Source organism: bacterium (genome assembly GCA_026129405.1).
Taxonomy (GTDB): domain Bacteria; phylum Desulfobacterota; class Binatia; order DP-6; family DP-6; genus JAHCID01.
This window is the reverse complement of the sequence record JAHCID010000001.1, coordinates 1587126-1609966: the sequence shown is the minus strand read 5'-3', so window position 1 is coordinate 1609966 and position 22841 is coordinate 1587126. Positions and strand designations below refer to the sequence as shown.

At 73.8% G+C, this 22841-nt stretch carries 17 protein-coding genes; 4 read left to right on the top strand and 13 right to left on the bottom strand.

Annotation, left to right across the window (positions count from 1 at the left end):
- Window positions 1-6: 6 nt before the first annotated feature.
- From KIT14_07275 to KIT14_07255, 5 genes are all read right to left on the bottom strand, one after another.
- Entirely contained in the window at window positions 7-1086 is a 1080-nt protein-coding gene (locus tag KIT14_07275) for a diiron oxygenase (protein ID MCW5890339.1), read from the bottom strand.
- On the bottom strand, window positions 1083-2273 hold the full coding sequence (locus tag KIT14_07270; GenBank protein MCW5890338.1) for a DegT/DnrJ/EryC1/StrS family aminotransferase: 1191 nt from the start codon (window positions 2271-2273) through the stop codon (window positions 1083-1085). The genes KIT14_07275 and KIT14_07270 overlap by 4 nt, the downstream gene beginning before the upstream one ends.
- Entirely contained in the window at window positions 2270-3160 is an 891-nt protein-coding gene (locus KIT14_07265; GenBank protein MCW5890337.1) for a radical SAM protein, read from the bottom strand. The genes KIT14_07270 and KIT14_07265 overlap by 4 nt, the downstream gene beginning before the upstream one ends.
- A 122-nt stretch (window positions 3161-3282) precedes the next feature.
- A complete protein-coding gene (locus KIT14_07260) occupies window positions 3283-4083 on the bottom strand; it encodes an ion transporter (protein ID MCW5890336.1) in 801 nt (266 codons plus the stop codon).
- A gap of 37 nt (window positions 4084-4120) precedes the next feature.
- Complete coding sequence (locus tag KIT14_07255; GenBank protein ID MCW5890335.1) at window positions 4121-4528, bottom strand: hypothetical protein; 408 nt, start codon at window positions 4526-4528, stop codon at window positions 4121-4123.
- Window positions 4529-4721: 193 nt separating this feature from the next.
- Here KIT14_07255 and KIT14_07250 point away from each other — a divergent pair, with 193 nt between their 5' ends.
- Entirely contained in the window at window positions 4722-4931 is a 210-nt protein-coding gene (locus tag KIT14_07250; GenBank protein ID MCW5890334.1) for a DUF1427 family protein, read from the top strand.
- Between the two features lie 9 nt (window positions 4932-4940).
- Here KIT14_07250 and KIT14_07245 read toward each other — a convergent pair whose 3' ends face one another.
- The 4 genes from KIT14_07245 to KIT14_07230 all read right to left on the bottom strand — a co-directional run bounded on the left by KIT14_07245 (window position 4941) and on the right by KIT14_07230 (window position 11043).
- On the bottom strand, window positions 4941-6536 hold the full coding sequence (locus KIT14_07245) for a hypothetical protein (protein ID MCW5890333.1): 1596 nt from the start codon (window positions 6534-6536) through the stop codon (window positions 4941-4943).
- A 240-nt stretch (window positions 6537-6776) separates the two neighbouring features.
- Window positions 6777-7997: a hypothetical protein gene (locus tag KIT14_07240; GenBank protein ID MCW5890332.1), complete on the bottom strand. Its 1221-nt coding sequence runs from the start codon at window positions 7995-7997 to the stop codon at window positions 6777-6779.
- Window positions 7998-8167: 170 nt separating this feature from the next.
- Complete coding sequence (locus KIT14_07235) at window positions 8168-9520, bottom strand: sigma-54-dependent Fis family transcriptional regulator (GenBank protein MCW5890331.1); 1353 nt, start codon at window positions 9518-9520, stop codon at window positions 8168-8170.
- The gene (locus tag KIT14_07230; protein ID MCW5890330.1) at window positions 9517-11043 is read right to left on the bottom strand and encodes a HAMP domain-containing histidine kinase; all 1527 of its coding nucleotides are present in this window, start codon (window positions 11041-11043) and stop codon (window positions 9517-9519) included. Before KIT14_07230 ends, KIT14_07235 begins: the two co-directional genes overlap by 4 nt.
- A gap of 179 nt (window positions 11044-11222) precedes the next feature.
- Between KIT14_07230 and KIT14_07225 the strand changes: the two genes are divergently transcribed.
- Window positions 11223-11486: a hypothetical protein gene (locus tag KIT14_07225; GenBank protein MCW5890329.1), complete on the top strand. Its 264-nt coding sequence runs from the start codon at window positions 11223-11225 to the stop codon at window positions 11484-11486.
- A gap of 75 nt (window positions 11487-11561) precedes the next feature.
- Here KIT14_07225 and KIT14_07220 read toward each other — a convergent pair whose 3' ends face one another.
- A complete protein-coding gene (locus KIT14_07220; protein MCW5890328.1) occupies window positions 11562-13910 on the bottom strand; it encodes a hypothetical protein in 2349 nt (782 codons plus the stop codon).
- A gap of 106 nt (window positions 13911-14016) precedes the next feature.
- Here KIT14_07220 and KIT14_07215 point away from each other — a divergent pair, with 106 nt between their 5' ends.
- Window positions 14017-14457, top strand: a complete 441-nt coding sequence (locus KIT14_07215; GenBank protein MCW5890327.1) for an SRPBCC domain-containing protein — start codon at window positions 14017-14019, stop codon at window positions 14455-14457.
- Between the two features lie 423 nt (window positions 14458-14880).
- Here KIT14_07215 and KIT14_07210 read toward each other — a convergent pair whose 3' ends face one another.
- From KIT14_07210 to KIT14_07200, 3 genes are all read right to left on the bottom strand, one after another.
- Entirely contained in the window at window positions 14881-16854 is a 1974-nt protein-coding gene (locus KIT14_07210) for a sulfatase-like hydrolase/transferase (GenBank protein MCW5890326.1), read from the bottom strand.
- A 127-nt stretch (window positions 16855-16981) separates the two neighbouring features.
- Window positions 16982-18625 carry a hypothetical protein gene (locus KIT14_07205; GenBank protein ID MCW5890325.1) on the bottom strand — a complete coding sequence of 548 codons (1644 nt, stop codon included), beginning with the start codon at window positions 18623-18625 and terminating at the stop codon, window positions 16982-16984.
- 134 nt (window positions 18626-18759) lie between these two features.
- Window positions 18760-21486 (bottom strand): hypothetical protein, encoded by a 2727-nt coding sequence (locus tag KIT14_07200; GenBank protein ID MCW5890324.1) that lies wholly within the window; start codon window positions 21484-21486, stop codon window positions 18760-18762.
- Window positions 21487-21613: 127 nt separating this feature from the next.
- Here KIT14_07200 and KIT14_07195 point away from each other — a divergent pair, with 127 nt between their 5' ends.
- Window positions 21614-22789, top strand: coding sequence for a hypothetical protein (locus KIT14_07195; protein MCW5890323.1), 1176 nt, complete (start codon window positions 21614-21616; stop codon window positions 22787-22789).
- The last annotated feature ends 52 nt before the right edge of the window (window positions 22790-22841 follow it).

Below are 22841 nucleotides of genomic sequence, written 5' to 3'. Positions count from 1 at the left end.
AGGCGGTCAGGCCGCCCGCGTCAGGCCGTCGAAGTCGAGCGGACGCACCGACTCGGCGCCGTCGGGCCCGATGATGTCGGCGTAGACGGCGTCGATGATCGACTTCATGCGCCGCCCGAGCCAGGGCTCGACCTTCAGCGCGTCGACGTAGGCGTGGTTCTGCCGGCGGTAGTAGGCACGGCCCGCCTGCACGAGCGGCGGATCGACGGGCTGGTGGACGCGATCGCGCCACTCGCGGTAGGCGCGCACGGCCTCGGCGCGCGGCACGCCGCACATCTCGAGGGTCCGGGTGCGCGTCTCGCGCGGCAGCCGCGAGTCCCTCCGGTGGCGGCCGATGTAGAGGTTCGCCGCGAAGTGCGCGTAGCCGAGGCAGGCGAGCGTGCGCGACACCCGGTTCGTCATGCGCGCGCAGGCGAGGATGCCGGTGCCGCGCGACATCTGCATGTGCCGCGCCTCGTCGATGGCGTGGTTCTTCAGCAGCGTGCGCACGACGGGATGGACGTCGGGCTCGGCGATCGTGCAGCGCTCGACCGTCTTCTGGTTCACGTTCAGCGCGAAGCGCGTCAGGTAGTAGTAGTGGAGGTCGCCGCGCAGCCAGCCGAGGAGGCTGTGCCCGCGCACGTAGTGGCGCGCCATCCTGAGCGAGACGTTGGTCGCGCGCAGCTCGTCGAGGGTATGGCCGTACGACGCGAGCACCTTCCTGATGACGACCAGGAACGACTGGATGTGCGTCGTCTCCTCGACCGCCTCGCGCGCCATGTAGAGGGCCACGTCGGGATCGTCGTCGATGATGGCGGCGAGCCCGGCTTCGAGGTTCAGCACGTTGGTCGCCATCTCGGCGACGGCGGTGGAAAGGTAGCTCTGGCAGAACGACAGCCGGTTCAGCTTGAGCCGCATCGCGGGTGACAACGCGTGCCAGACCGGCTCGCCGTAGAACCAGGTCATCTCGAGCGGGAAGAGCGTGTGCTCGCCCAGCGTCGCGGCGTCGAAGTCGTTGGCCGGCTCGACGAAGTGGGCCTGGAGCCGGTCGAGATCGCGGTCGCTCACCGCGCGCAGGCGGCGCGTGAAGTCGAAGGTCGCCGTCATGTGCCTTCCCCCCGGGCGGCGGACCGTACCACCGCCTCCGCGCGGCCGGCAAGGTTCGAAACACAGCGCGCCATGCGCTCTGCGACCTCGTCGACGACGGCCTCCGGCATCGCCGGGTAGAAGGGCAGCGAGAGGGTGGTCGCGGCAATGGCCTCGGCCGCCGGATGGCTGCCCGGCCGGTGGCCGAAGGTCTCGCGGAAGAAGCCCATGAGGTGCACCGGCGGGTAGTAGTGGACGGTCACGCCGACGCCGGCCTCCTGGAGCGCCGCCACCAGCGCGTCGCGCGGCACGCCGTCCACGCGCACTGCGAAGACGTGCCAGGCGTGCTCGACGCCGGCCTCGACCGGCGGCACCGTCACGTGGGGCACGCCGGCGAGCCGCTCGGCGTAGCGCGCCGCGAGGACGCGGCGCCGCGTCAGGTTGGCGCCGAGGCGCTCCAGCTGCGGCAGCAGCAGCGCCGCCTGGAGGTTGTACATGTTGTACTTCCACCCCATCGTCACCATGTCGCGGTGGCGATAGCCGTGCCGCTCGCGCTCCGCCGCCCCCGACGTGAGGCCCTGCTGGCGCAGGAGCCGCAGGTGCTCGGCGCGGGTCCGGTCGCGCGTGACGATCGCCCCGCCCTCCCCCGACGTCATGTTCTTGGTCGCGTAGAACGAGAAGCAGGCGGCGTCGGACAGGGTGCCGACGCCCACGCCGTCGCGCCGGCCCTCGATGCAGTGCGCGGCGTCCTCCACCAGCGCGAGCCCGTGGCGGTCGGCGATGGCACGCAGCGCGCGCATGTCGCACATCTGGCCGAAGAGGTGCACCGGCAGGAGCGCGCGCGTGCGCGGCCCGATCGCGGCCTCGACCCGCGCCGCATCGAGGTTGCCCGTGCCCGGCTCGACGTCGACGAACACCGGCCGCGCACCCGCCTGCAGGACCGCCGTCGCGGTGGCGACGAACGTCATCGGCGTCGTGATCACCTCGTCGCCCGGGCGCACGCCGACGGCGAGGAGCGCCAGGTGCAGCGCCGCCGTACAGCTGGTCACGCCGACCGCGTGCGCCACGCCCAGCATGGCCGCGAAGCGGCGCTCGAACTCGGCCACCGTGTCGCCCGTCGTGAGGATCGCGCCGCGCAGTGCGGCGCCCAGGGCCTCGAGCTCGGGCGCGCCGAGGTCGTGCTGGAAGAACGGGATGCGGTCGCTCATGAGGCGAGCACGTTGCGGTAGCCGTGGCCGTCGGCGAGCCGCCAGTCGTCGCAGCCCCGGCAGACGGCGACGTCGTCGAAGCGCCCCTCGCGATGCGCGCGCCGGCGGCGCTCCAACTCGGCGCCGTGCCAGAGGTCGGCGAGCCGCGTGTCGCGGACGTTGCCGAGCGGGGCGCGCGCGTCCCAGTCGGCGCCGCACATGGTCACGGTGCCGTCCTGGAGCACCATGAGCGACGAGAACAGCCAGCGGCACGGTCCGCGCGCCGCGGAGAGCGGCGCCGGCGCGACGTCGATCGCGCCGGCGAACGACGCGGGCGCGATCGTCATCACGAAGTCGCGCGGCCCGAGCAGCGGCCGCCAGGCGGCGATCAGCTCGGGCAGCGCCGCCTCGACCGCCGGCGTGCGCATGAACTGGATCGAGGTGACGGGCCGCTCGCGGCCGAGCGCGCGCTTGCGGGCGAGGAAACCCCGCACGTTCGCGACCACGCGGTCGAAGTGGTCGCGGCCGCGCATCGCGCGGTAGGCCTCGGCGTCGCCCGCGTCCATCGAGCACTCGAGGCGGTCGAGGCCGGCGTCGACGAGCCCGTCGGCGAGGCGCCCGTGCAGCGAGACGCCGTTGGTCGAGAGCCCCACCTCGGCGACGCCGGCGTCCTTCGCGAGCCGCACGAGGTCGACGAGCCGGCGGTGCAGGAGCGGCTCGCCGAGGAAGTGCAGCCACAGCCGCGTCCCGTGCTCGGCGCACTCGCGCGCCACACGCTCGAAGACGGCGGGGTCCATGAAGCCGAGAGGCCGGGTGAACGCCTGGCGGGGGCAGAGGACGCAGCGCTGGTTGCAGTGGTTGGTCAGCTCGACGTTGATGCGACCGGGGAACGGCGCGGGCCCGACCATCCGCCGGGACTATCCCACGCGTCTCCGCGAGGGCGCAACGGAGATTGCGATGGCCCTTCGCGCGGCAGACGCCACAGCGTCGGCGACGGCCCCCGGCAGCGCCGCCGCGCCGCATGGCCCGCTCAGAGCATCTCGCCGCACTGGTTGCAGTAGCGCGCGTCGGGGTCGTGCCCCTGGGCGCCGCAGCCGCGGCACGCGTGCGTGTCGACGGGGCGCCGGCGGGCGTCGGCGAGCTCGACCGAGACGATCCCGGTCGGGATCGCGATGATGCCGTAGCCGGTGATCATGAGCCCGGTGGCGAGAATGCGCCCGAGCGTGGTCTGCGGCGCGATGTCGCCGTAGCCGACGGTCGTCAGGGTCACGGCCGCCCAGTACATGGCGACGGGGATGCTCGTGAAGCCGCTCGCCTCGCCTTCGACGAGGTACATCGTCGAGCCGGCGACGACGATGATCGCCACCACCGCCCACAGGAAGACCAGGATCTTCGGCCGGCTCGCGCGCAGCGCGCGGGCGAGCGTCTCCGCCTCGCCGACGTAGCGTCCGAGCTTGAAGATGCGGAACACCCGCAGCAGCCGCAGCGTGCGGATCACGAGCAGCGAGTGCGTGCCGGGCACGACCACGCTCAGGTAGGTCGGGATGATCGCGAGCAGGTCGACGATGCCGAAGAAGCTGCGCGCGTAACGCCACGGGTGTGCGACGGAGAGGAGCCGCAGCACGTACTCGACCGTGAACAGGAGCGTGAACGTCCACTCGACCCCGCGCAGGAGCCAGCCCCATTGCCGGTGCACGCTGCTCACGCTGTCCAGGATCACGACCAGCACGCTCAGCAGGATGGCGGCGAGCAGGCCGACGTCGAACGCCTTCCCCGCCGGCGTTCCGGCTTCGAAGATGATCTCGCGCACGCGCTCCCGCCACGGTTGCATCGGCTCCTTCTAGCGGGGGCGTCGCGCGCGACGCGAGTCAGCGCAACGCCGCACGGCGCCGGCGCAGGAGGCGCACGGCACCCCACGAGCAGCCGAGGGCGACGAGCACGTAGAGCAGGGCGAAGAGCGGGTGGCCTGTCAGGTCCGGCGGCGGCGGCGTCCGCAGCCGGAAGAGGACGAGGTTGACGCTGACGTAGAGCGCGTAGGCGACGCCCATCGGCAGCGCCCACCGTCGCATGCCCCAGACGCCCGCGGCGTAGACCAGCAGGAACACGCCGAAGAGCGGGCCCGCCACCGCGTTGGCGGTGCCGTCGAGCCGCGCGCCGAAGAGCACGAAGCCCTGCTCGCTGTTGAGGTGCAGCGGCTTCGACAGGTTGGAGATCGCCAGCAGGGCGAAGAGGACGGCCAGGATCGTGAGTCCGGTACCGCGCGCGGATCGCGACATCGAGCGCTCCTAGCGCCGTCGCCCCCGCGCGGCAACCGTCCGGGCGTTCCGCGGGTCCACCGGCGGAGCCGGTTTCGCGCCGTGGGATCAGTTGGTAGAGAGCACCCCCCGACCCGTCACCGCCACCGGCAACCGCCACCGTCGGGTCCTTGCGCTGATCGTCAGGGCGCCCTGACGACGAGGAGAAGCCGCCATGCATGCCGCCATCGGCCTCGTTCTCGCGTTCGGGATCGGCGTCGCCTGCCGCTGGAGCGGCGTCCCGATCCCTGCGCCGCCGCGCCTGCTGGGCGCCCTCCTCGTGCTCGCCACGACGCTCGGCTACGTCTGCGCCGACCGCCTGCTGGCGCCGCCCGCTCCGTCCGCCCGGGGCGACGACGTCGCCGCCCCGCCCCGAGCGGACTAGCTCCCCCCTTCAGTCGTCGAACTGCGCCACGTTGGCGGCGTCGCCGAAGGCGGTGTCGAACGCCGGCACGCCGAGCTCGACGATGCCCGGCCCGTCCGTCGACCAGACGTTGCACGCGAACGGCTGGCCGGTCTTCGACACCGTGAGCGGCCCGCCGCCCTGGCGCGGCTCGGTGATCGTCACCGTCATGGTCCCCGTCGTGAACGCCGTCGTACCCGCCTGGGCGACGCCGTAGTTCACCTTCGACGGATCGGCGCAATCGGCGGGCGACAGGAACAGGCCGGTGCAGGCACCGCTGGCGTCGCCGGGACAGTTCGCGCCGCGAACCGTCAGCTGCACGTAGCCCGCGCCGGGGGCGCCGGCAGGCCCTTGCTCGAGCGCGAGCACCGCCGGGCTCGGCGGGTTCGTGCCGTTGCTGTCGACGCTGAGCGCGACGCCGACGGGCAGACCGCCGTCGCAGTCGATCCTGCCGCTGCTGCCCACGGCCTCGAGCTTGAAGCAGATGTACGAGTTGTCCGCCGCCTGGGCGCCGACGAACGCGTCGCCGCCGAGCCGCAGCGTCGCGACGCCGTCGCTGCCCGGGCTGCCGCCCACCAGCGTGAACGCCCCGGTGAAGGTGTTCGCCTTGGCCACGTCGGCGCCGTTCAACAGCGACGAGTAGAGGTGGCTGCCCTCCGGATCGGCGGCGTTGCGCAGCGTGAAGGTGCGGCTCCCGAGGCCCGGCAGCGTGGTCGTGGTGGTCGCCGGCGTGGCGACCGTCGTCGTCGTGGTCGCTCCGTCGCCCGGACAGGTACACGTGGCGAGGCAGGCGACGAAGCTGCCGCTCGGCGAGCCCGGGTCGGGACAGTGGAGCGCGCCGGGCGGATCGCACGTCTCGCCGGGGTCGATGGTGCCGTTGCCGCAGGCGGACGGCGTGGTGGTGGTGGTCGTCGTCGACACCGGCGGCGTCGTCGTGGTCGTCGTCGCGGGCGCGGCGGTGGTCGACGTGGTCGCGGGTGCGATCGTGGTCGTCGTACCCGCCACGGCGCAGGCGTCCGGTTCGCAGGTGCCGGCGCCGAGACTCGCACCACCGAGCGCCTCGCACTGCGCCGCCGTCAGCTCCTCGCATCGCGCCGCGCCGTCGGGGAAGGCACCGCCGGGCGAATCCGGCACGCAGCAGCGGATCGCCGCCTCGCAGGTCCCCTGCCCGCACGCTTCGCAGCAGCTGGCGCACGCGCCGACCGTCGCCGTGCCGCCGCGCCGCGGCGTGCAGTGCGCGGCGCGGCGTACGACGCGACAGCTCTGCTTGCCGGACGCGCTCGTACGACAGCAGGTGGCGGTGCCGGGACGCCCGCACGTCGACGCCCGCGCGCAGCGGTTGGCGGCCTTGCGACACGCCTTCGGCAGCTGTCCCGCGGCGAAGCGGGCGTCGACCACCGCCCTGGCGCACCGGCGGTAGTCGCGTGCGGTCGCGGCCCCGGCGCAATCGCATTGCGCCTGGATCGCGCGTGAGGTCGCCTGGACCGCGGCCTGCTCGGCGGGGGCGTCACAGCGGGCCGCATGTGCGGCAGCGGCGCCGGCGACGATGACGAGAGCGGAGAGCGGGACGAGCATGCGTCGCGACATCGAGGATCTCCTTCCGTGGAGCTACGCATGCCAGCAGCGGCCCATCCGACAAGATCCAAAATCAGGTGAGACGCGCGCGGTGTCACACGGGACGCGCCGGCGCCGCCGCGTGCAGCCCTGCCGCTACGCACCGCGTCCGATACGGCTCCCGGACGCAGAACCGCCCGCCGATCGCCGACCCGAGGGGCCTCGGGGCCGAGCGACCGGCGGGCGGAAGCCCGTCGGCCCGGAACGACGGACTCAGTGGATCGTCAGGCTCGCGACGCCGGTGAAGAGGCCCGCGGGGCTCTGCACCGCGACCGGACAGGTGCCGGTGGGAACCGCAGGCACCGTGGCCTGCAGGACGCTCGACGACTTGCTCGTGATCGTCGCCGGCACGCCGCAGATCGTGAGCTGCGTCACGTTCGCGAGGCTGCACGCGCTCGTCAGCCGCACGGTGTCGCCGACGTGGACGATCGACGGCGTGAACGCATCGAAGCAGCTGCACGGACCGCCGCAGCAGTGCCCGGTGTCGTTGCTGTCCGCGCGCACGATGTCGCCGACGAACTGCCCGGTGAGATCGTTGTCGTGTCCCAGGGACAGCGTGCGCTGGGGCGCGCAGAACCGCCCGACGATGACGGCGTTGCGTCCGAAGCCGACGACGCCCGCGCCCTTCGCCTGCACGACGAGGTCGCCGCACTGTTGGCCGACGCGGCTGCCGTTGTTGATGCGCACGTCGCCCGAGACCTCGAGCGTGGTCGCGGACGAGGTCGTCACGGTCGTGTTCTTGCCGTCGTCGAACGCGCACAGCGCGTAGGAGCCGCCGACGAAGTCGAGCGACGCGCCGTTCGCCACCACGACGTCGCCGTACGCCCCGGGCGGGAGGTCGCAGCGACCGTTGCCCGGCACGGCGTCCGGGGCGCCGCTACAGTCCTTGCCGGGGTCGGCCCGCACGTTGTTCTGCGGCGCGCAGGCGGGAAACGGGGTCGGGAAGCCGCACGCGACCTCGAGGTCGCCCGCATCGACCACACAGCTGCCGCCGGTCGCGGCGCAGCTCGGCTGCCCGTCGCCGTCGAGATCGCCCAGGATCGGCAGCGGCGTCAGCGGATTCGTCCCGTCCGGCAACGGGCCGGGGTCGCGGATGGTCACGCCGGCCAGCGACGAGCCGCCGTTGCGGAAGATCTGGAAGACGTTCGCCCCCGGCTTGTTGAAGCGCACGATGTCGCCGGCGATCTGCGACCCGTCGGCGTAGAGGGCGTTCTCCTCGTCGAGCACGCCGCAGCTGCTGTTCGACGCCGGCTGCGCGCAATCGACGCCGACGTTGCAGGGCCCCTGGACGGTGATGTTCTTCAGGTCCGCGTTGCGCATCGCGAAGATGAAGTAGCTGCCGAGGTCGCGGCGCAGCGCCTGCGCCCGCGCCGGCACGGGTCCGCCGGCACCGAGCGCCGTCGCGACGGCGACGAGGACGGCCGCGCGACGCACGCCGCGCGGGCAAAGGGGAGGCGGTAGGACGCGTGGTGTCTGCATGCGGGCCGGAGGAGGCAAGAGCGATGCCATGGCACGCACGCCGCCTCCGCAACGCAGGCCGCGCGGATCGCCGTGGCGGTGCGTCTCGCGCCGAGACGATCGGTCCGTGGCTCCGCGCCCCGCCGCTAGGCGGGCACGCGCCCGGGCGGGATGCGCCCCCAGCGCTGGAGCATGCGATAGAGCGAGCGCCGGTCGATGCCGAGCACGTTGGCGGTACGGCTGACGTTGCCGTGCTCGTCCTCGAGGACGCGCAGGACGTAGCGCTGCTGGAGCTCGCGCAGCGTCGGGCGATCGACGGGCATGGCGACCCGGACGGGCATCGCCTCGCCGCGCAGCTCGGTCGGCAGATCCTCGGCGCCCAGCACCTCGTGACGCGCCAGCGCGACGGCGCGCTCCAGGACGTGCGCCAGCTCGCGCACGTTGCCCGGCCAGGCGTAGCTGCGCAGCAGGGTGAGCGCCGCCTCGGACACGCCGTGCACCGTCTTGCCGCAGTCGGCGGCGGCGCGGCGGACGAGGTAGTCGACGAGCAGCGGCACGTCCTCGGGCCGGTCGCGCAACGGCGGCACCTCGATGGTGACGACCTTCAGGCGATAGTAGAGGTCCTCGCGGAAGCGTCCCTCGCGCACCGCCGCGGTGAGGTCGCGGTTGGTGGCGGCCACGACGCGCACGTCGACCGTGCGCCAGGTCGAGCCGCCGACCGGACGGACCTGGTGCTCCTGGAGGACGCGCAGCAGCTTCGCCTGCACGAGCGGCGAGACGTCGCCGATCTCGTCGAGGAAGATCGTCCCGCCCTCGGCTTCGCAGAACAGCCCCGGCGCGTCGGAGATGGCGCCGGTGAAGGCCCCGCGCACGTGCCCGAACAGCTCGCTTTCGAGCAGCGTCTCGGTGAGCGCGCCGCAATCCACGGCGACGAAGCGCCCGCGCGCCCGCGGCCCGTGCTGGTGGATGGCGCGCGCCACGACCTCCTTGCCGGTGCCGCTCTCCCCGAGCAGCAGCACCGTCGCCCGCGACGGCGCGACGCGCGCGATCGTCTTGTAGATCTCGATCATCGCCGACGAGCGTCCGACGAGGCGGTCGCCGCCCTCGTCGGCCGCCGGCAGGCGCGCCTGCGCCTCCGAGCGCCGGCCCAGCGCCCGGCGCACCGTGGCGCGCAGCTCCTCCACGTTCATGGGCTTGCTCACGTAGTCCACCGCGCCGGCGCCGATCGCCTGCACGGCGGTATCCACCGACCCGAACGCGGTCATGAGGATCACGGGCAGCAGCGGCAGGCGCGCGCGCAGCTCGCGCAGCAGCGTCAGCCCGTCCTTCTCCGGCATGCGGAGGTCGAGGATGGCGAGGTCGATGGGCTCGCGGGTGGCGCGGGCGAGCGCCTGGCGGGGATCGGTCTCGCCGACGACGACGGCGCCGTCGCGTCCCAGCACCTCGGTGAGGAGCTGGCAGGTGACGTCGTCGTCGTCGGCTACGAGGATACGCGTCATGCCGTGGCCTTTCGCCGGATCGCGGCGGGGAGCAGCACCCGCATGGTCGTACCGCGACCGGGCGCGCTCTCGACCACCACCCGCCCACCGTGGCTGCGGGCGACGTGCTCGACGATCGCCAGGCCGAGGCCGCTCCCGCGCTCCGGTCCCTTCGTCGTGTAGAATGGCTCGAAGATGCGCCGCACGTCGGCCGCCGCCATGCCGACGCCGGTGTCGCGGACGACGATGGCGACGCTGCCCGCGCCGGCTCCCGCATCGTCCACACGCTCGGCGCGCACTTCGATGCGCCCGCCGGCGGGCGTGGCGTCGATCGCGTTGGTGACCAGGTTGCGCAGCACCTGGCGCAGCGCGACCGGATCGCCCTCTACCGGCGGCACGTCGTCGCCCACCTCGCCGACGGCGACCAGGCGCCGCTCCGCCAGCCGGGTCGCCACCAGCTCGAGCACTTCGGTCACCAGCGGGGCGAGCGCGACCTCGACGCGCGGCGCGGTGCCCTGGCGCATGCGATCGAGAACGCTGCGGATGGTCTCGATCATGCGCTGCACCTGCGACTCGACGATCTGGAGCCGCGCCGCCTGCGCGGGCGGTAGCTCCTCGCGCCGCAGGAGCTGCGTGTAGCCCAGCACCGAGTTGAGGGGCGTGCCGAGCTCGTGCGCGATCGTGGCCGCCATCTGCCCGAGGGCCGCGAAGCGCTCGCCGCGAACGACGTCGAGCTGCGCGCGCCAGAGCCGGCCGTTGGTCTCGGCGAGCTGGCGATTGCGCTCGGCCAGGTCGCGCGTCGCGCGGGCGACGCGCACCTCGAGATCGCCGGCGAGCTCCTCGAGGCGCTCCAGCATGCGATTGAAGGCGTCCGCGAGGAAGCGGAACTCGGTCGTGCCGCCCGCCGTGACGCGTACCCCGCGCTCGCCTCCCTCGGCACGCCGCATGCCCACGACGAGGCTCTCCACGGGCCGCGTCACCCGCCGCTCGATGAACAGGCCGATCAGCAGCGAGGTGGCGAGGACGGCGACCGCGAGCGCCCCGAGGTCCATGGTGCGCAGGCGATCGTGCAGCGCGACCGCCTCGCGCGGCGACAACGTCGCCTCGGCGACGCCGACCAGCGCGCCGTCGCGACGCAGCGCGAGCGCGACGTGCCAGACGTCGTCGGCCCGGTCGCTCGCGACCGTCCGCTCCCCCGCCGGCGACTCGACGAGCCGGCGCGCCGCGCGGCTCGGCTCCGGCGGCATCCCGACGCCGCTTCGCGACGACGCGTCGAGATCGAGGCCGTGCGGCGCGTAGATCGTGATGCCGAGCAGCGGCCCGTTGCTGCGCACGAGCACGTCGAGGACGTGGCTCAGCACGCGCGGCTCGGCACGATCCCAGAAGAAGTCGACGGTGCGCAGCGCGCTCAGCGCCCGCTCCTCGATGTCGCGACGAAGCGCGTGATCGGCGAGCTGGGCGTCGACCCAGCGGGACGCGGCGAAGACGGCGAGCACCGTCCCGACGACGATCGCGAGCAGCTGGAAACGTAGCGTTCGGACCACGCGGGGCCCCGTGCCATTCCCCTACGCCTGCCGCGACGTTTGCGCGAGTGGGGCGAACGGTCGCGATGCGAGGCGGATCGCCGCGGCGTTTCGCCACGGGTCGAGTCGCCTCGGGCGTCCTTCCACGGCGGTTCGACGGCATGCGCCTTGCTTCATCGCCAGACAGGAGGTTCGATCCCATGCGCTCTCGCACCACCGCGCTCCTCTCGCCCGTGCTGCCTGCGGTCCTCGCCGGCGTGCTGCTGCTCGGCGCGCCCCTCGCCGGCGCGACGACGCCGTCCGGCGGCTCGTCCTCGACGAAGCAGTCGTCCGGCATGAGCCGGGGCCACGCGTCCGGCGCGACGAAGAAGAAGCACTCGCCCAAGCGGCACAAGCGGCACGCGGGCAAGTCGAGCCACAAGAGCTCGACGCCCAAGAACGCGACGTCCAACCAGCCGAGTTGAGCGTCGCGGACCGTGGCGGCCGCGCGTCGTCCGCACGCCGGAGCCGACGTAGCGGCCGCCACGGCCGATGGTGCGCTACTGGAGGTTGCGCTCCAGGAAGTCGAGCAGCGCCGCGAGCCCCGGGTTGTCCGGACCCGGCTCGGCGGTGAGCACGTCGACGTGGGCGAAGCCCTCGGCGATGACCACCTCGAAGCCGCCCGCGGCGCCGCCGAAGGTCGGGAACGCCGGGTTCGGCGTGGTGGCGCTGACGACGCGCGGCGTCCCGTCGCACGACGGCGCCGTGCACGGCGCGATGCTCTGTGCGAAGGCGAGAAAGCTCGCCGGCACGGGCGCCAGGCCGTTGCTGCCGCCGATGCCCAGCACCGGCACGTCGATGTTCGCCGCCTGCGTCAGGTTCTCGATGTCGCGCCGGCCGCGACCGAGCGAGAGCGCGGTCGAGTCGAGGTTGATGGACTGGCTGCACTGCGCCGCCGCGCTGCACGACGCGCCGACGTTGCCGGCGCTGCACGTGCCCGCGGTGCACACGCCCGTGACGCTCGTCGTCGAGAGCCCGGAGCTCGGGTAGTAGAGGTCGGTGAAGTTGGTGCCGCCCGCGTAGAAGGTGCCGAGCAGGCGATCGAAGCGCGTCGGCTCCTTCTCCTGGCCCCAGACTCCGGCCGGCAGCGCCGTCGGCGCCGGACCGTTGTTGGGCAGCGCCGCCGGCGGCAGCGGCGTCTCGGTGACGTCGAGCCAGGTCGTGAGGCCGCCCACGACCGGGCCCGGCGCGCCGACCGAGGTCGCGACGAACGACGCCAGCCCGGCGATCGGACCGTCGTCGTCGATGAAGCTGCCGATGCCGCCGAAGACGGTCGCCTGCGGGAGCACGGCGAGCGTCGCCAGGTCCGGCACCTTGGCCACCGCGTTGTTCCCCGGCGTGCCCTGGCCGACTTGGAGGATGATCTGCCCGCCGTCCGGATCGAGCACGCCCTGGATCGCCGCCACCTCGACGGCCGCGAGGATGCGTGGGTTGAGGAGTCCCGCCACGACCGAGTACGCCGTGGTCGGCGGCGTGCACTTCGGCGGCACCTGGCCGACGCAGTCGGTCGCCTCGGTGGCCACCGTGCAGGCGGTCGTGCCGTCGACGCAGCGGGGCGCGCCGTCGCGCACCGCGCCGAAGAGGCCGCCGTCGAACCTGGCCTCGATGCGATCGAGCGTGTCGTCGGTGAGCGGCGCACCGCCCGTGGAGCCGCCGCCGCCCTCGAAGAGGACGAGCCCGCGTACCTTGGCGTAGCCGGCCCGGGCCGGACCGACGCCCGTCAGGTCGAAGTCGGTCGCGGCGTAGCGCGCGGCGAAGCCGGTGCCGGCCGAGTGCCCGCCGAGAAACACGTTCTGGTCGCGTGCGACGAGGCGCGCCGCCTCGACGACCGCGTCGATGTCCTGCGAGAAGACGAGGTTCGTCCAGCCGGCGATGAAGGGGACGTCGCTCGTGGTGTTGTGGAAGATCGCGCGCCGATTCGGGCCCGAGGCCAGCAGCGGGTGCAGCGGCAGGCCGAGCTCGCCGCCGAAGAGCCAGTCGAGCCCGATCTCCGGCGCGAGGAACTCTTCGGCGACGTCGAGGCCGGCGAGATCTTCGAGCTGGTTCGAGCGCCGGTCGACGCCCCACACCTCGAGCGCGAGCCCGTCCGCCTGCGCGGCGGCGACGAGGTGCTCGGCGAGGACGCGGAAGTCGCCCGCGCCGCCCTCGAAGCCCGGCACGAGCACGAGAATCCCGTCGGGCTGCCCCGCGCCCGCCCCGCGCCAGCGGGTGTAGCGGGCATGGTTCAGCGAGAAGCCCGTGCCGCCGAACTGGGTCACGAGGTTCGGGTTCGTCACCACGACGCCCGGCGAGCCCGGCGTCTGCGCCGGCTGCGCGGCGCTGGGGATGTCGAGCGTCCGCTCGGCGAGCACGCTGCGGCAGGTGTTGGTGGCGTCGCCGCTGCACACGTCGAGGAACGGCGACGCGTGGCAGGCACGGCGCCGGACCTGCCCGTTCGACGACGGCACGCACGCGCTCGCCTTCTTCACCGTCGCCTTGGTCTTGCCGGCCGCCGGCTTCGCCTCGCAGCAGACCACGCGTGCCTGCACCGGCGCGTAGCCGCACGCGCTCCTGGCGTAGCGCTTCGTCGCCTCGCCCTTGCACGCACGGCGCAGCGAGAAGACGCCGAGCGCCGGGGTGCCGTCGGTGGCGTCGGCGATCACCACCTTGGCGCACTTCACGTAGGCGCCGTGGCCGCGCGCGCCGCTCGAGCCGTCGTAGTCGGCGCAGGGACACCGGCGCGCGACCATGCCGGCGACGGCGGCGAGGTCGCGGGCATCGGCGAGGGCGAACGTGCCGCTGCGGCACTTGTCGGCGGCGAACGCCGGGACCGAGACGAGCAGGGCTAGAGCGGCGGCGAGGACGCGCATGGCGTGGAGTGAATCTGCTCGCCGGCGCGGCGGTCAAGGATTTCTCGACGCCGCCGCGCGTCACGAGGTTGCCCGCCGGCGCCGCTCCCGGCACATCTCCCCTGCCATGACGCTCGACGAGACCGTCGTCGTCGCCGCGCCCGCCGACGTCGTGTGGCAGGTGGTGACCGACCTGCCGCGCTACGGCGAGTGGAACCCGTTCGTGGTCGCCTGCCGCTCGACGCTCGTTCCCGGCGAGCCGATCGTCATGCGCGTGCGCGTGTTCCGCGCCTTCGCGCAGCCGCAGCGCGAGCTCGTGCTCGAGCACGTCGCCGGCACGCGGCTCTGCTACGGCGTCGCGCCGGATCGTCTCGGCGCCCTCGCGAGCCGCCGTTGCCATCACGTCGAGCCGCTGCCCGACGGACGCGCGCGCTACCGCTCGCACTTCGTCCTCTCGGGATGGCTGGCGCCGCTGGTGCAGACGCTGCTCGGCAGGCGCCTCGCCGCGGGCTTCCAGGCGATGACCGCGGCGCTCGCCCGGCGCGCCGAAGCGCTCGCGGCGCGCTGAGCGCAGCGCCTCTTTCCCCGGACGGCCGCCCTGGCATGCTGCACGCCATGCTGACGCTCCACCACGCCCCGCAGTCGCGCTCGTCCCGCATCGTCTGGCTGCTCGAGGAGCTCGGCGCCGACTACCGCCTCGCGTACACGAGCATCCCACGCATCGACGGCAGCGGCGCCTCCGATCCCGGCAACCCACACCCGGACAAGAAGGTCCCCGCGCTCGAGCACGACGGCGTGCTGATCACCGAATCGGCGGCGATCGTGCTCTATCTCACCGATCTCCTTCCCGACGCCGGCCTCGGCCCGCGCAGCGGCGACCGCGACCGCGGTCCCTACCTCACCTGGCTCGCGTACTACGCCGGGGTCATGGAGCCGGTGATCAACTTCGCGTTCGTCGGCCTCGCCGACCGCGCCGACCTCCAGCGTACGTTCACGACCCGTGCGGCCGTCGACGCGCGCATCCGCGCCGCGCTCGAGCGCGGACCCCACGTCCTCGGCGAGCGCTTCTCCGGCGCCGACGTGCTGCTCGCGAGCGTGGGGCAGTGGGCCCGCGAGATGCTGCCGGCTGGCCCGGCGATCGACGCCTGGCTGGCACGCTGCGGCGCGCGCCCCGCCCTGGCGCGCGCGCTGGCGAAGGACGCGGGCTGAGGTCGCCGCCCGCGCCGCCTTCACGGCGCGGCGAGGATCTCCGCCACGCGCACGGCCGCCGGTGCGACGGCGACGGGCGGCGAGCCGCCGTCGTCGCGCCGGCGCTGGGCGGCGAGCGCGCGCCAGGCCTCGCGTGCCCGGCCCGGTCGGGCTCCAGCGCGAGCGCCGCGCGGAACTGCGCGGCGGCGTCCGCGGGCCGTCCGGCGCGCAGCGTCGCCTGTCCGAGGTTGATGCGGGCGTCGGCCAGATCGGGATGGAGGCGCACGGCCTCCTCCAGCTCGGCGATCGCGCCCGGGACGTCGCCGTGCACGAGCAGCAACGTGCCGAGGCGTACGCGGAAGGGAGCCGATTCCGGGCTGCGTTCGACGAGCGTCCGCAGCAGCACGATGGCGACCGGCGCGTCGAGGCGTCCCGTGGCCAGCCCCACGGCGACGTCGGTGCCGAGACGCTTCACCTCGAGCATGTCCTTCACGTCGCGCAGGCCCTCCGTGCGGGCCGCCGGCGCCGACGAGGCGGCGTAGCCGAGCGCCTCGAGCCGCGCGCGCGCCCGCGCGTCGAGGCGCGCCTCCGGGGCGATCAGCGGCCGGAACGACGCCTCGACGTCCGCGAGCGCGCCGTCGAGCGCCGCGACCCGCGCCGGGTCGGCCGCCGCCACGTCGTGGTGCTCGGCGCGGTCGGACGGCCGCGCATACAGCTCCGGGCGCGGCGTGCGCACGTACTTCCAGTCCTCGGTCGTGAGGCTGCGCTGCGGGCTCCAGCCGTAGGCGGCCAGCGGCAGGTCGGTCTCCGCGTAGCTCACGCCCGACGCGATCGTGCCGCCGGCGAGCGCCGCGCGCAGGCTGCGCCCCCCCGACGCGGCGAGCGGCGGGCTGCCCGTCAGATCGAGGATCGTCGGCGCCAGGTCGCGCGTCGTCACGAGCGCGCCGACGGCGTGCCCACGTGCGACGACGCCGGGCCAGCGGACCAGCAGCGGCACGCGCAGGACCTCCTCGTCGAGGAGGAAGCCGTGCTCGGCGTCGCCGTGATCGCCGAGGCCCTCGCCGTGATCGGCGACCGCGACGACGAGCGTGCGGCGCGCGAGCCCGCGGCGCTCGAGGAAGGCCAGCAGGCGCGCCACCTGCCGGTCCATGAACGCCACCTCGCCGTCGTAGGAGGCCCCGGCGTCGCCGTGGGGGTGATCGGGCGCGTGTGGATCGTAGAGGTGGACCCAGGCGAGGAACGGCGCGGGACCACGCGCCGCCTCGTCGAGCCAGCCCAACGCCGCGTCGACGACGGCGTCGCCGCGGCGGTGGAGCGCGAGCCGCTCGGGCACCACCTGCGGCAGCGCGTCGCCGAGCGCGTCGTCGTAGACCTCGAAGCCGCGGTCGAGGCCGAAGCGGCGATCGAGCACGAAGGCGGCGACGAAGCCGCCGGTGCGGTAGCCCTGCTCGTGCAGGCGCGAGGCGAGCGTCGGGACGCCGTCGGGCAGGCGGCTCTGGCCGTTGAGCCGCAGCCCGTGCTCGGGCGGCTCGAGGCCGGTGAAGAGCGTCGCGTGCGACGGCAGGGTCATCGGGCTGCTGGCGTAGGCGGCGTCGAAGCGCACCCCGTCGCGGGCGAGACCGTCGAGCGCCGGCGTCTCGGCGCGGCGCCAGCCGTAGCATCCGAGACGATCGGCGCGGGTGGTGTCGAGCGTCACGAGCAGCACGTTCGGACGCGCCGGCACCCGGGCCGCGCAGCCGAGCGCGCCCATGAGCAGCCCGCACACCAGCACCGTCACGGCCCGACGCCCGACGCGCGTCGCGCCGCCGCCTCCCTGCGACCAGGTTCCGATCCCGCAGCCATGCAGGATCGGCGCGAGTCCGGCAATCCGGGTCGGCGGGCCCCGGCGGGGCCCGCCCCGCCCGTCACTGCGCGCGGGTCACCGACCAGAGGAAATCGAGCTTGGTGGCGTTCGCGAAGATCGGGTCGTCCGGCCCGATGAAGCCGTTGGCCTGGTAGCCGGTGCTGAAGTTCGGCCAGGCGGCCAGACGGTGGCAGGTCATGCAGTTCGACTGCACCCCGTCGAGCCCCTCGAGGCCGGTCTCGAGCCACGGGTTGAAGCAGACGTCGGGGGGGCCGGTGGGGGACTCCGGCGGCCCGCTCATGCTCCACGCAGTGCACATGGCGTAGTTGCGGAACTCGCGCTTCACGCTCGCGGGACGGAAGTCGCCGGCGGGGGACTCCTCGGGATTCGGCGTCCACCAGAACGTCTGCCACGTCCAGCGGTCGATCTCCTTGCTGGTGACGTGCATCGCCATCAGGGCGGCATAGTCGCCCGGCTTCAGCGGCGCGCCGGCGAGCGACGAGTTCTCCGACATGTCGGCGAGCTCGGCGGCGGTGAGCGCGAAGGCGTACATGCGATCGAGGCCGACGACCTCGCACGTCGTCGCGGTGCCGTTGCAGCTGCACGGCGTCGGCGACGCGGGCTTGGCGGTCCCCGGCGGCACGACGGCCACGCACTGCGTCCACGTGTCCGGCGTCGGGTTGACGAGGTTCGTGCTCGCGGTCGGGCCGTTCCAGTAGGGCAGGATGGTGATGCCCGCGCCCGCGATGGGCGTGAACACGGGCTTCAGCGCCATGGCGGCGCGCGGGAAGTCGACGATCTTCCGCTCGGCGATCGGCGTCGCGGGCGTGAACGACGCGTTCAGCGTGTCGAGCGTCGACGCCAGGTTGTACTGGTTCGCGCACACGTGCTCGGTCGTCGCGCGGTTGAAGCGGTTGAAGCCGGTCACCTGCTCGTTCGGCAGCCCGCCGCCGTGGTGGTGCAGCTGGAGCGGCTTCTCGAAGTCGCGCGCGTAGGGGCGCGCGTCGACCGCATCGCAGGCATAGGGGTTCGCGTCGTAGAGCTCGGAGCCGGAGAACCAGGTCTCGAACACCGGCAGCCGCTTGCCGTTGTAGCGCTCGGGCGTGCGGGCGGTGAGACCGGCCCAGATCGTCCACGCGTGCTCGCGGATGGCGCGGGTGTCGGCGGCGGCGACCAGCTCGAGCAGCCGCGCCTGGTCGCCGGGCACGCCGAACCGCGCCGGCATCGGCCGGTAGCGGATGTGCGGGATCGGCGTGAAGCGGAAGACGTTGCGCTGCCGGATCACGCGGCCGTCGACGGTGGCGGTCGCGACGATCTTCAGCCTGTTGCGCTTGCGGCCGCCCTGGAGCGGCACCTCGATCGTCGCGGACACCCCGGCGGCGCGCGGGACGAGGACGTCGAGCGGCTTGCCGTCGAGCTTCGCCGCGATCACGACCTCGGGCGCCATCGTCTGGATCACGAACCGACAGGTGTTGAGCCGCGGCACGCAATCGCTCGCCGTCTGGCACGTGGTGCCGACCAGGCCGGCCGAGCAGGTGCTGGTGGCGTCGTCGCAGACCCCCTGGATCGCGCAGGCGGGGTTCGTGGCGACGTCCACGCGCGAGTCGATGGGCGACGTGTAGGCGACGAGCGGGCCCTGCTCCATGGCGCGCACGGGCGCGGCGAGGAGGAGGGCCGAGACGAGGGCGAGCAGGAGCGTCGGCATGGCCGGCGTGCAGCAAGGACGGCGCCAGCGCGCATCGCCGTGGATCCGGCCCGCCGCCGCGACCTCGAGTCAGGCGGCCGACAGCGGGTCAGCATCCTCGACCGGGCCACGCAGCCCGCCGGCGGCGTGCCTGCCTACTCGCCGCGGGCGACGAAGCGCCCCGCCCCGTTGCGCCGTGCCGGCGCGACGTACGCGGCCTCCCAGCACTCCCCCGCCCCGCTCAGCAGCTGGGCACGGACCGGCTGGGGCCACGGCAGCGGATCGAGACCCAGGTGCACGCCACGCCCCTTGGCGACGATCTTCGCCTTGCCGGCCGCGCCCGCGACCAGCGCCAGCTGGAGCGTGCCGCGCCGGCCACCGCCGGGCACGCGCGTGCGGCTGCGGTAGAGGACCTTCGCGCTCTTCGCCCGCCAGCACGGGCGACCGTCGCAGACCCCGCCGGCCGGCGCGCTGGCGCGGGCGATGGTGGCGCCGGCGCCGTCCCAGACGCAGAGCTGGTAGTGGGTCCCGGCGAGCGGATCGCCGAAGTCGGCCCGCGTCGTCGCGGCGCCCGCCGTCCACTTCCACGTCAGCTGATCGTTCGCGTCGGGGACGCCGTCCTTCGCCGCCAAGAGCGACGTGCCGGCGCGCACGGGACGACGGCACGTCGTGCGCGGGCCGCCCGCGCAGGTCGGCGGCGGAGGCGGCTGCACGGTGAGGAACACCGCCGCCGGCGACGAGTCGAAGAGGCCGTCGTTCACGCGGTACGTGAAGCGGTCGGTGCCGTGGAATCCCGGCGCCGGCGTGTACGTCACCCGCGCCGTGTCCGACGACGGCAGGCCGAGCCGGCACGGCTGCGCCTCGATCGCCGAGAGCGTCCCGTGCGCGGGCGGCGTGACGATCGAGAACGCGAGCTCGCAGGTGAGGAGATCGCCGCCGGCCAGCCCGACGGCGACGGGCGTCTCGTACGGCGTCACCGCGGAGGCGGCGCTCGCGCTCGGCGCGAGCAGCGGCGGCGCCCCCGCGAGCGGCGTCACCACGGTGAGCAGCGGCAGGATCACCGTGTTGCCGTACACCTGCCCGACGTTCGCCGGCGCCGCCGTCGGCACCATGAACTGCCACTGCTGCGCGTCGATCTCGCTCAGCACCTCGGGGGACGCGAGGTTGTCGCTGTCGCCGGTGACGAAGTAGTGGATGCCGTGCGCCCCCCACGCGCCCTGGCGCTGCGCGCACGTGAGCTGCGCGTACGGTGTGCCGCCGGCGGCGGCGGAGTAGCCGGCGCGCACGCGCGCGTCGGTCGAGGGCTCGCCCGGCCACGGCCTCGCCGTGGGATCGTCGCCGGTGCCGTCGTCGAGGCAGGCGTCGTCACGGTAGTACGGCACCACGGCGGGATTCACGAGCGTCGTCGCGCCCTTCATCTCCACGATGTAGACGAGCGATCCCGCGTCGCCGGCGCCGGAGACCTGCTCCCAGTTGAAGAACGCCGTCGGCACGTTGAACGTCGGGTCGGGCGCGTCGAAGAAGGCGGGGAAGCCGAAGACGCCGTCGACCTGGCCGACGTCGTCGTCGACGCCGTCGATCGCGACGCCGTCCGGGCGCAGCACGTTGAAGTACCGGACCGCGACGCCGGCGTTGTAGTCCCACGACGTATAGAGCCCGTCCGGCGGAATCGGGTGGACGCGGACGTGGTACCGGTACGTCACGGCGTCGCGGTAGAACGTCTCGGTCTTGGTGACGTTGGTGCCGGAGTCGGCGCCCCAGGTCTCGCGGATGGCGCGCACGGGCCCCACCCGCTCGCCGAGCAGGGCGCTGTTCGCCTCCCAGTTCACCTGCTCGTCCTCGAAGCCGACGAGCGAGATCGTCGAGTCGGGGCTCTGCTGGAACGCGCGGCCCTTCCAGCGGTCGACGAGGTCGGGGCCGTAGACGCCGGGCTGGCCAGGCTTGGCGACGCGAATGTCGCGCACCATCCAGCGGCCGGTCGCCTGCCAGCGGTACGCGTCGGTCGTGACCACGACGCCGTCGCGCACGAAGCGGTCGCTCGACGCGCGCGGCACGCCGTCGGGCACCGCCGGGTATCCGGGCCAGCTCGCCGTGCGGCACACGGTGCCGGCGAGGTTCGGCCCGTAGCCGGTGTTGCTCACCCCGAGCACCTCGGGATCGCCGGCGGCGATGGCGTAGCGATCGATCCACTCGTCGGCGTCGGCAGCGCGCGTGTAGGTGACGTAGCCGCTCCCGGCATGGAACGACGAGCCGCCCGCGCGCAGGAAGAGGTAGACGAACTTCGGATGCAGCAGATCGAGCGGATCGACGATCGCGATCGCCTGCCCGTTCGACGTGCCCGGCGGCGTCAGCACGGCGAGCGGCGCCTGCGCCCCGGCGTCGCTCGCCATGAAGGTGATCTCGTCGTCGTCGTCGAGGCCGGCGACGGGATCGGGCGTCGGCCCGACGGACGGCGGGTAGCTCGCGGTGCAGAGACCGTCGGTCTTCTTCCACGACTCGGTGTCCCACGCGTAGGTGAGCTCCTTGTCGGTGCCGGAGTAGATCGCGAAGTCGGAGCCCGGGTTCGAGAGGCAGTAGTGGAAGCGCTCGTCGACCTGCACGGGGATCTCGCTCCACGCGAGGCCGGTCCAGCGGAAGGCGACGATGCGCTCGACCGGCACGCCCGTGCGCGGGTCGGGAGGGACGATCGTCGTGCCGTTGTGGGCGTCGCGACCGCCGGTGGTCCCGGAGGGATACGGCGCGCAGACCGTCTGCGCCGCGAGGCGTGACCAGCCCGGCACCTCGGCGCCCGTGATGGTCACCGGCTCGACCGCCCGAACGGCCTGCGCCTGCGCCGGCGCGGGCGGGAGCAGCAGCATGAGAGCGACCGCGAGGATGTGCATGGCGCTCCCGGTTATGTCCGTCTCGTCGAAGCGCGGAACTCCCGACTTGTCGGGAGACGGGCGTCCGGTGCACGGCAGCGAGCCCCCGTGCTGGCCCGAGCGCGGGCGACTGCGCTACGACGCGCCCATGCCCGCCCGTCGTCTGCTCGCCGTGCTCGCCCTGCTGCTGCTCCCCGCCGTCGCCGGCGCCGCCGGCCCGAAGCGCACCTGCAAGCAGCTGTGCGCCGCGGAGCGCCGCGCCTGCGGGCCGGCGCTGCGCGCGTGCCTCGCCGCCGCCGACGGGCGCGCCGCCCGCCGCTCCTGCCGGGTGGATCGGCAGCGGTGCCGGACGCTGCCCGCCAAGGACTGCCGTCGCATGCTGACGGAGGCCGTCGTCCCCGAGTTCACGGACCTCGCGTCGTGCCCGACGACGCCCGAGGCGGCCTGCACGAACCTCGGCCCCGACGAGCCCTGCACCGACGCCCTGCACCCCGCCGACGCCTACTTCTGGGACCGCTTCCACGCCGGCGACTACGCCGCCATCCCGTCGATCCTGGCCGGCCTCCGCGCCGGCCTCGCGGAGAATCCCGACGATCCCAGCCTCGCGCGCCATCTCCCGTGGACCTACATCTGGCGCCTCGCCGAGTCGGCGCGCGGCATCACCGCCCCCGAGCTGCTCGAGACCCTCCGGGAGACCCGCCCCGGCTTCGCACGCGCCGTCACCCTCAACGCCGGCGACGCCCGCGTCCTCGGCTTCCTCGCCGGCATCACCCTCGGCGAAGGGATCGCCCTCAACGACCCGGCGCTCTACGACGAGGGCAACGCCCTCTTCGTCCAGGGCATCGCCGCCTGGCCCGAGTTCAACTACTTCAGCTCCGGCTACATCCTCTCCCAGCTCCCGCGCGACCACCCCGGCTTCCGGCTCGCCCTCGAGCAGCAGTGGGCCAACATCGACGCCTGCGCCGGCTTCATCGTCGACCGCACCGACCCCGACCTCGCCGCGACCCTGAAGCGCGAGACGACGCTCGGCCGCCTCCGCGTCTGCTGGAACTCCTGGATCGCCCCCTACAACCTCGAAGGCTTCTTCATGAACCTCGGCGACATGCTGGTGAAGGACGGCCAGGTCGCAACGGGCGTCCAGGTCTACGAAGCGGCCCGCCTCGCGGAGAACTACGACTCCTGGCCGTACCGCGAGCACCTCGAGCGCCGCATCGTCGAGGCCGCAGAGAACGCCGCGCGCTTCGACCAGGAGCCGCCCGACCACGACCACGCCATCATGTTCCGGACGACGTACTCCTGCATGGGGTGCCACCAGGCGCACTGACGAAGCGGGACGCTTGCGCGACGTCGCGGGGAGGTCCGCTCGCGCGTCACGA

What these genes read in the sequence shown, in the direction of transcription:
- KIT14_07275 (MCW5890339.1), bottom strand. Translation starts at nt 1,086, where the DNA reads ATGACGGCGACCTTCGACTTCACGCGCCGCCTGCGCGCGGTGAGCGAC.
- KIT14_07270 (MCW5890338.1), bottom strand. Translation starts at nt 2,273, where the DNA reads ATGAGCGACCGCATCCCGTTCTTCCAGCACGACCTCGGCGCGCCCGAG.
- KIT14_07265 (MCW5890337.1), bottom strand. Translation starts at nt 3,160, where the DNA reads ATGGTCGGGCCCGCGCCGTTCCCCGGTCGCATCAACGTCGAGCTGACC.
- KIT14_07260 (MCW5890336.1), bottom strand. Translation starts at nt 4,083, where the DNA reads ATGCAACCGTGGCGGGAGCGCGTGCGCGAGATCATCTTCGAAGCCGGA.
- KIT14_07255 (MCW5890335.1), bottom strand. Translation starts at nt 4,528, where the DNA reads ATGTCGCGATCCGCGCGCGGTACCGGACTCACGATCCTGGCCGTCCTC.
- KIT14_07250 (MCW5890334.1), top strand. Translation starts at nt 4,722, where the DNA reads ATGCATGCCGCCATCGGCCTCGTTCTCGCGTTCGGGATCGGCGTCGCC.
- KIT14_07245 (MCW5890333.1), bottom strand. Translation starts at nt 6,536, where the DNA reads ATGTCGCGACGCATGCTCGTCCCGCTCTCCGCTCTCGTCATCGTCGCC.
- KIT14_07235 (MCW5890331.1), bottom strand. Translation starts at nt 9,520, where the DNA reads ATGACGCGTATCCTCGTAGCCGACGACGACGACGTCACCTGCCAGCTC.
- KIT14_07225 (MCW5890329.1), top strand. Translation starts at nt 11,223, where the DNA reads ATGCGCTCTCGCACCACCGCGCTCCTCTCGCCCGTGCTGCCTGCGGTC.
- KIT14_07220 (MCW5890328.1), bottom strand. Translation starts at nt 13,910, where the DNA reads ATGCGCGTCCTCGCCGCCGCTCTAGCCCTGCTCGTCTCGGTCCCGGCG.
- KIT14_07215 (MCW5890327.1), top strand. Translation starts at nt 14,017, where the DNA reads ATGACGCTCGACGAGACCGTCGTCGTCGCCGCGCCCGCCGACGTCGTG.
- KIT14_07205 (MCW5890325.1), bottom strand. Translation starts at nt 18,625, where the DNA reads ATGCCGACGCTCCTGCTCGCCCTCGTCTCGGCCCTCCTCCTCGCCGCG.
- KIT14_07200 (MCW5890324.1), bottom strand. Translation starts at nt 21,486, where the DNA reads ATGCACATCCTCGCGGTCGCTCTCATGCTGCTGCTCCCGCCCGCGCCG.
- KIT14_07195 (MCW5890323.1), top strand. Translation starts at nt 21,614, where the DNA reads ATGCCCGCCCGTCGTCTGCTCGCCGTGCTCGCCCTGCTGCTGCTCCCC.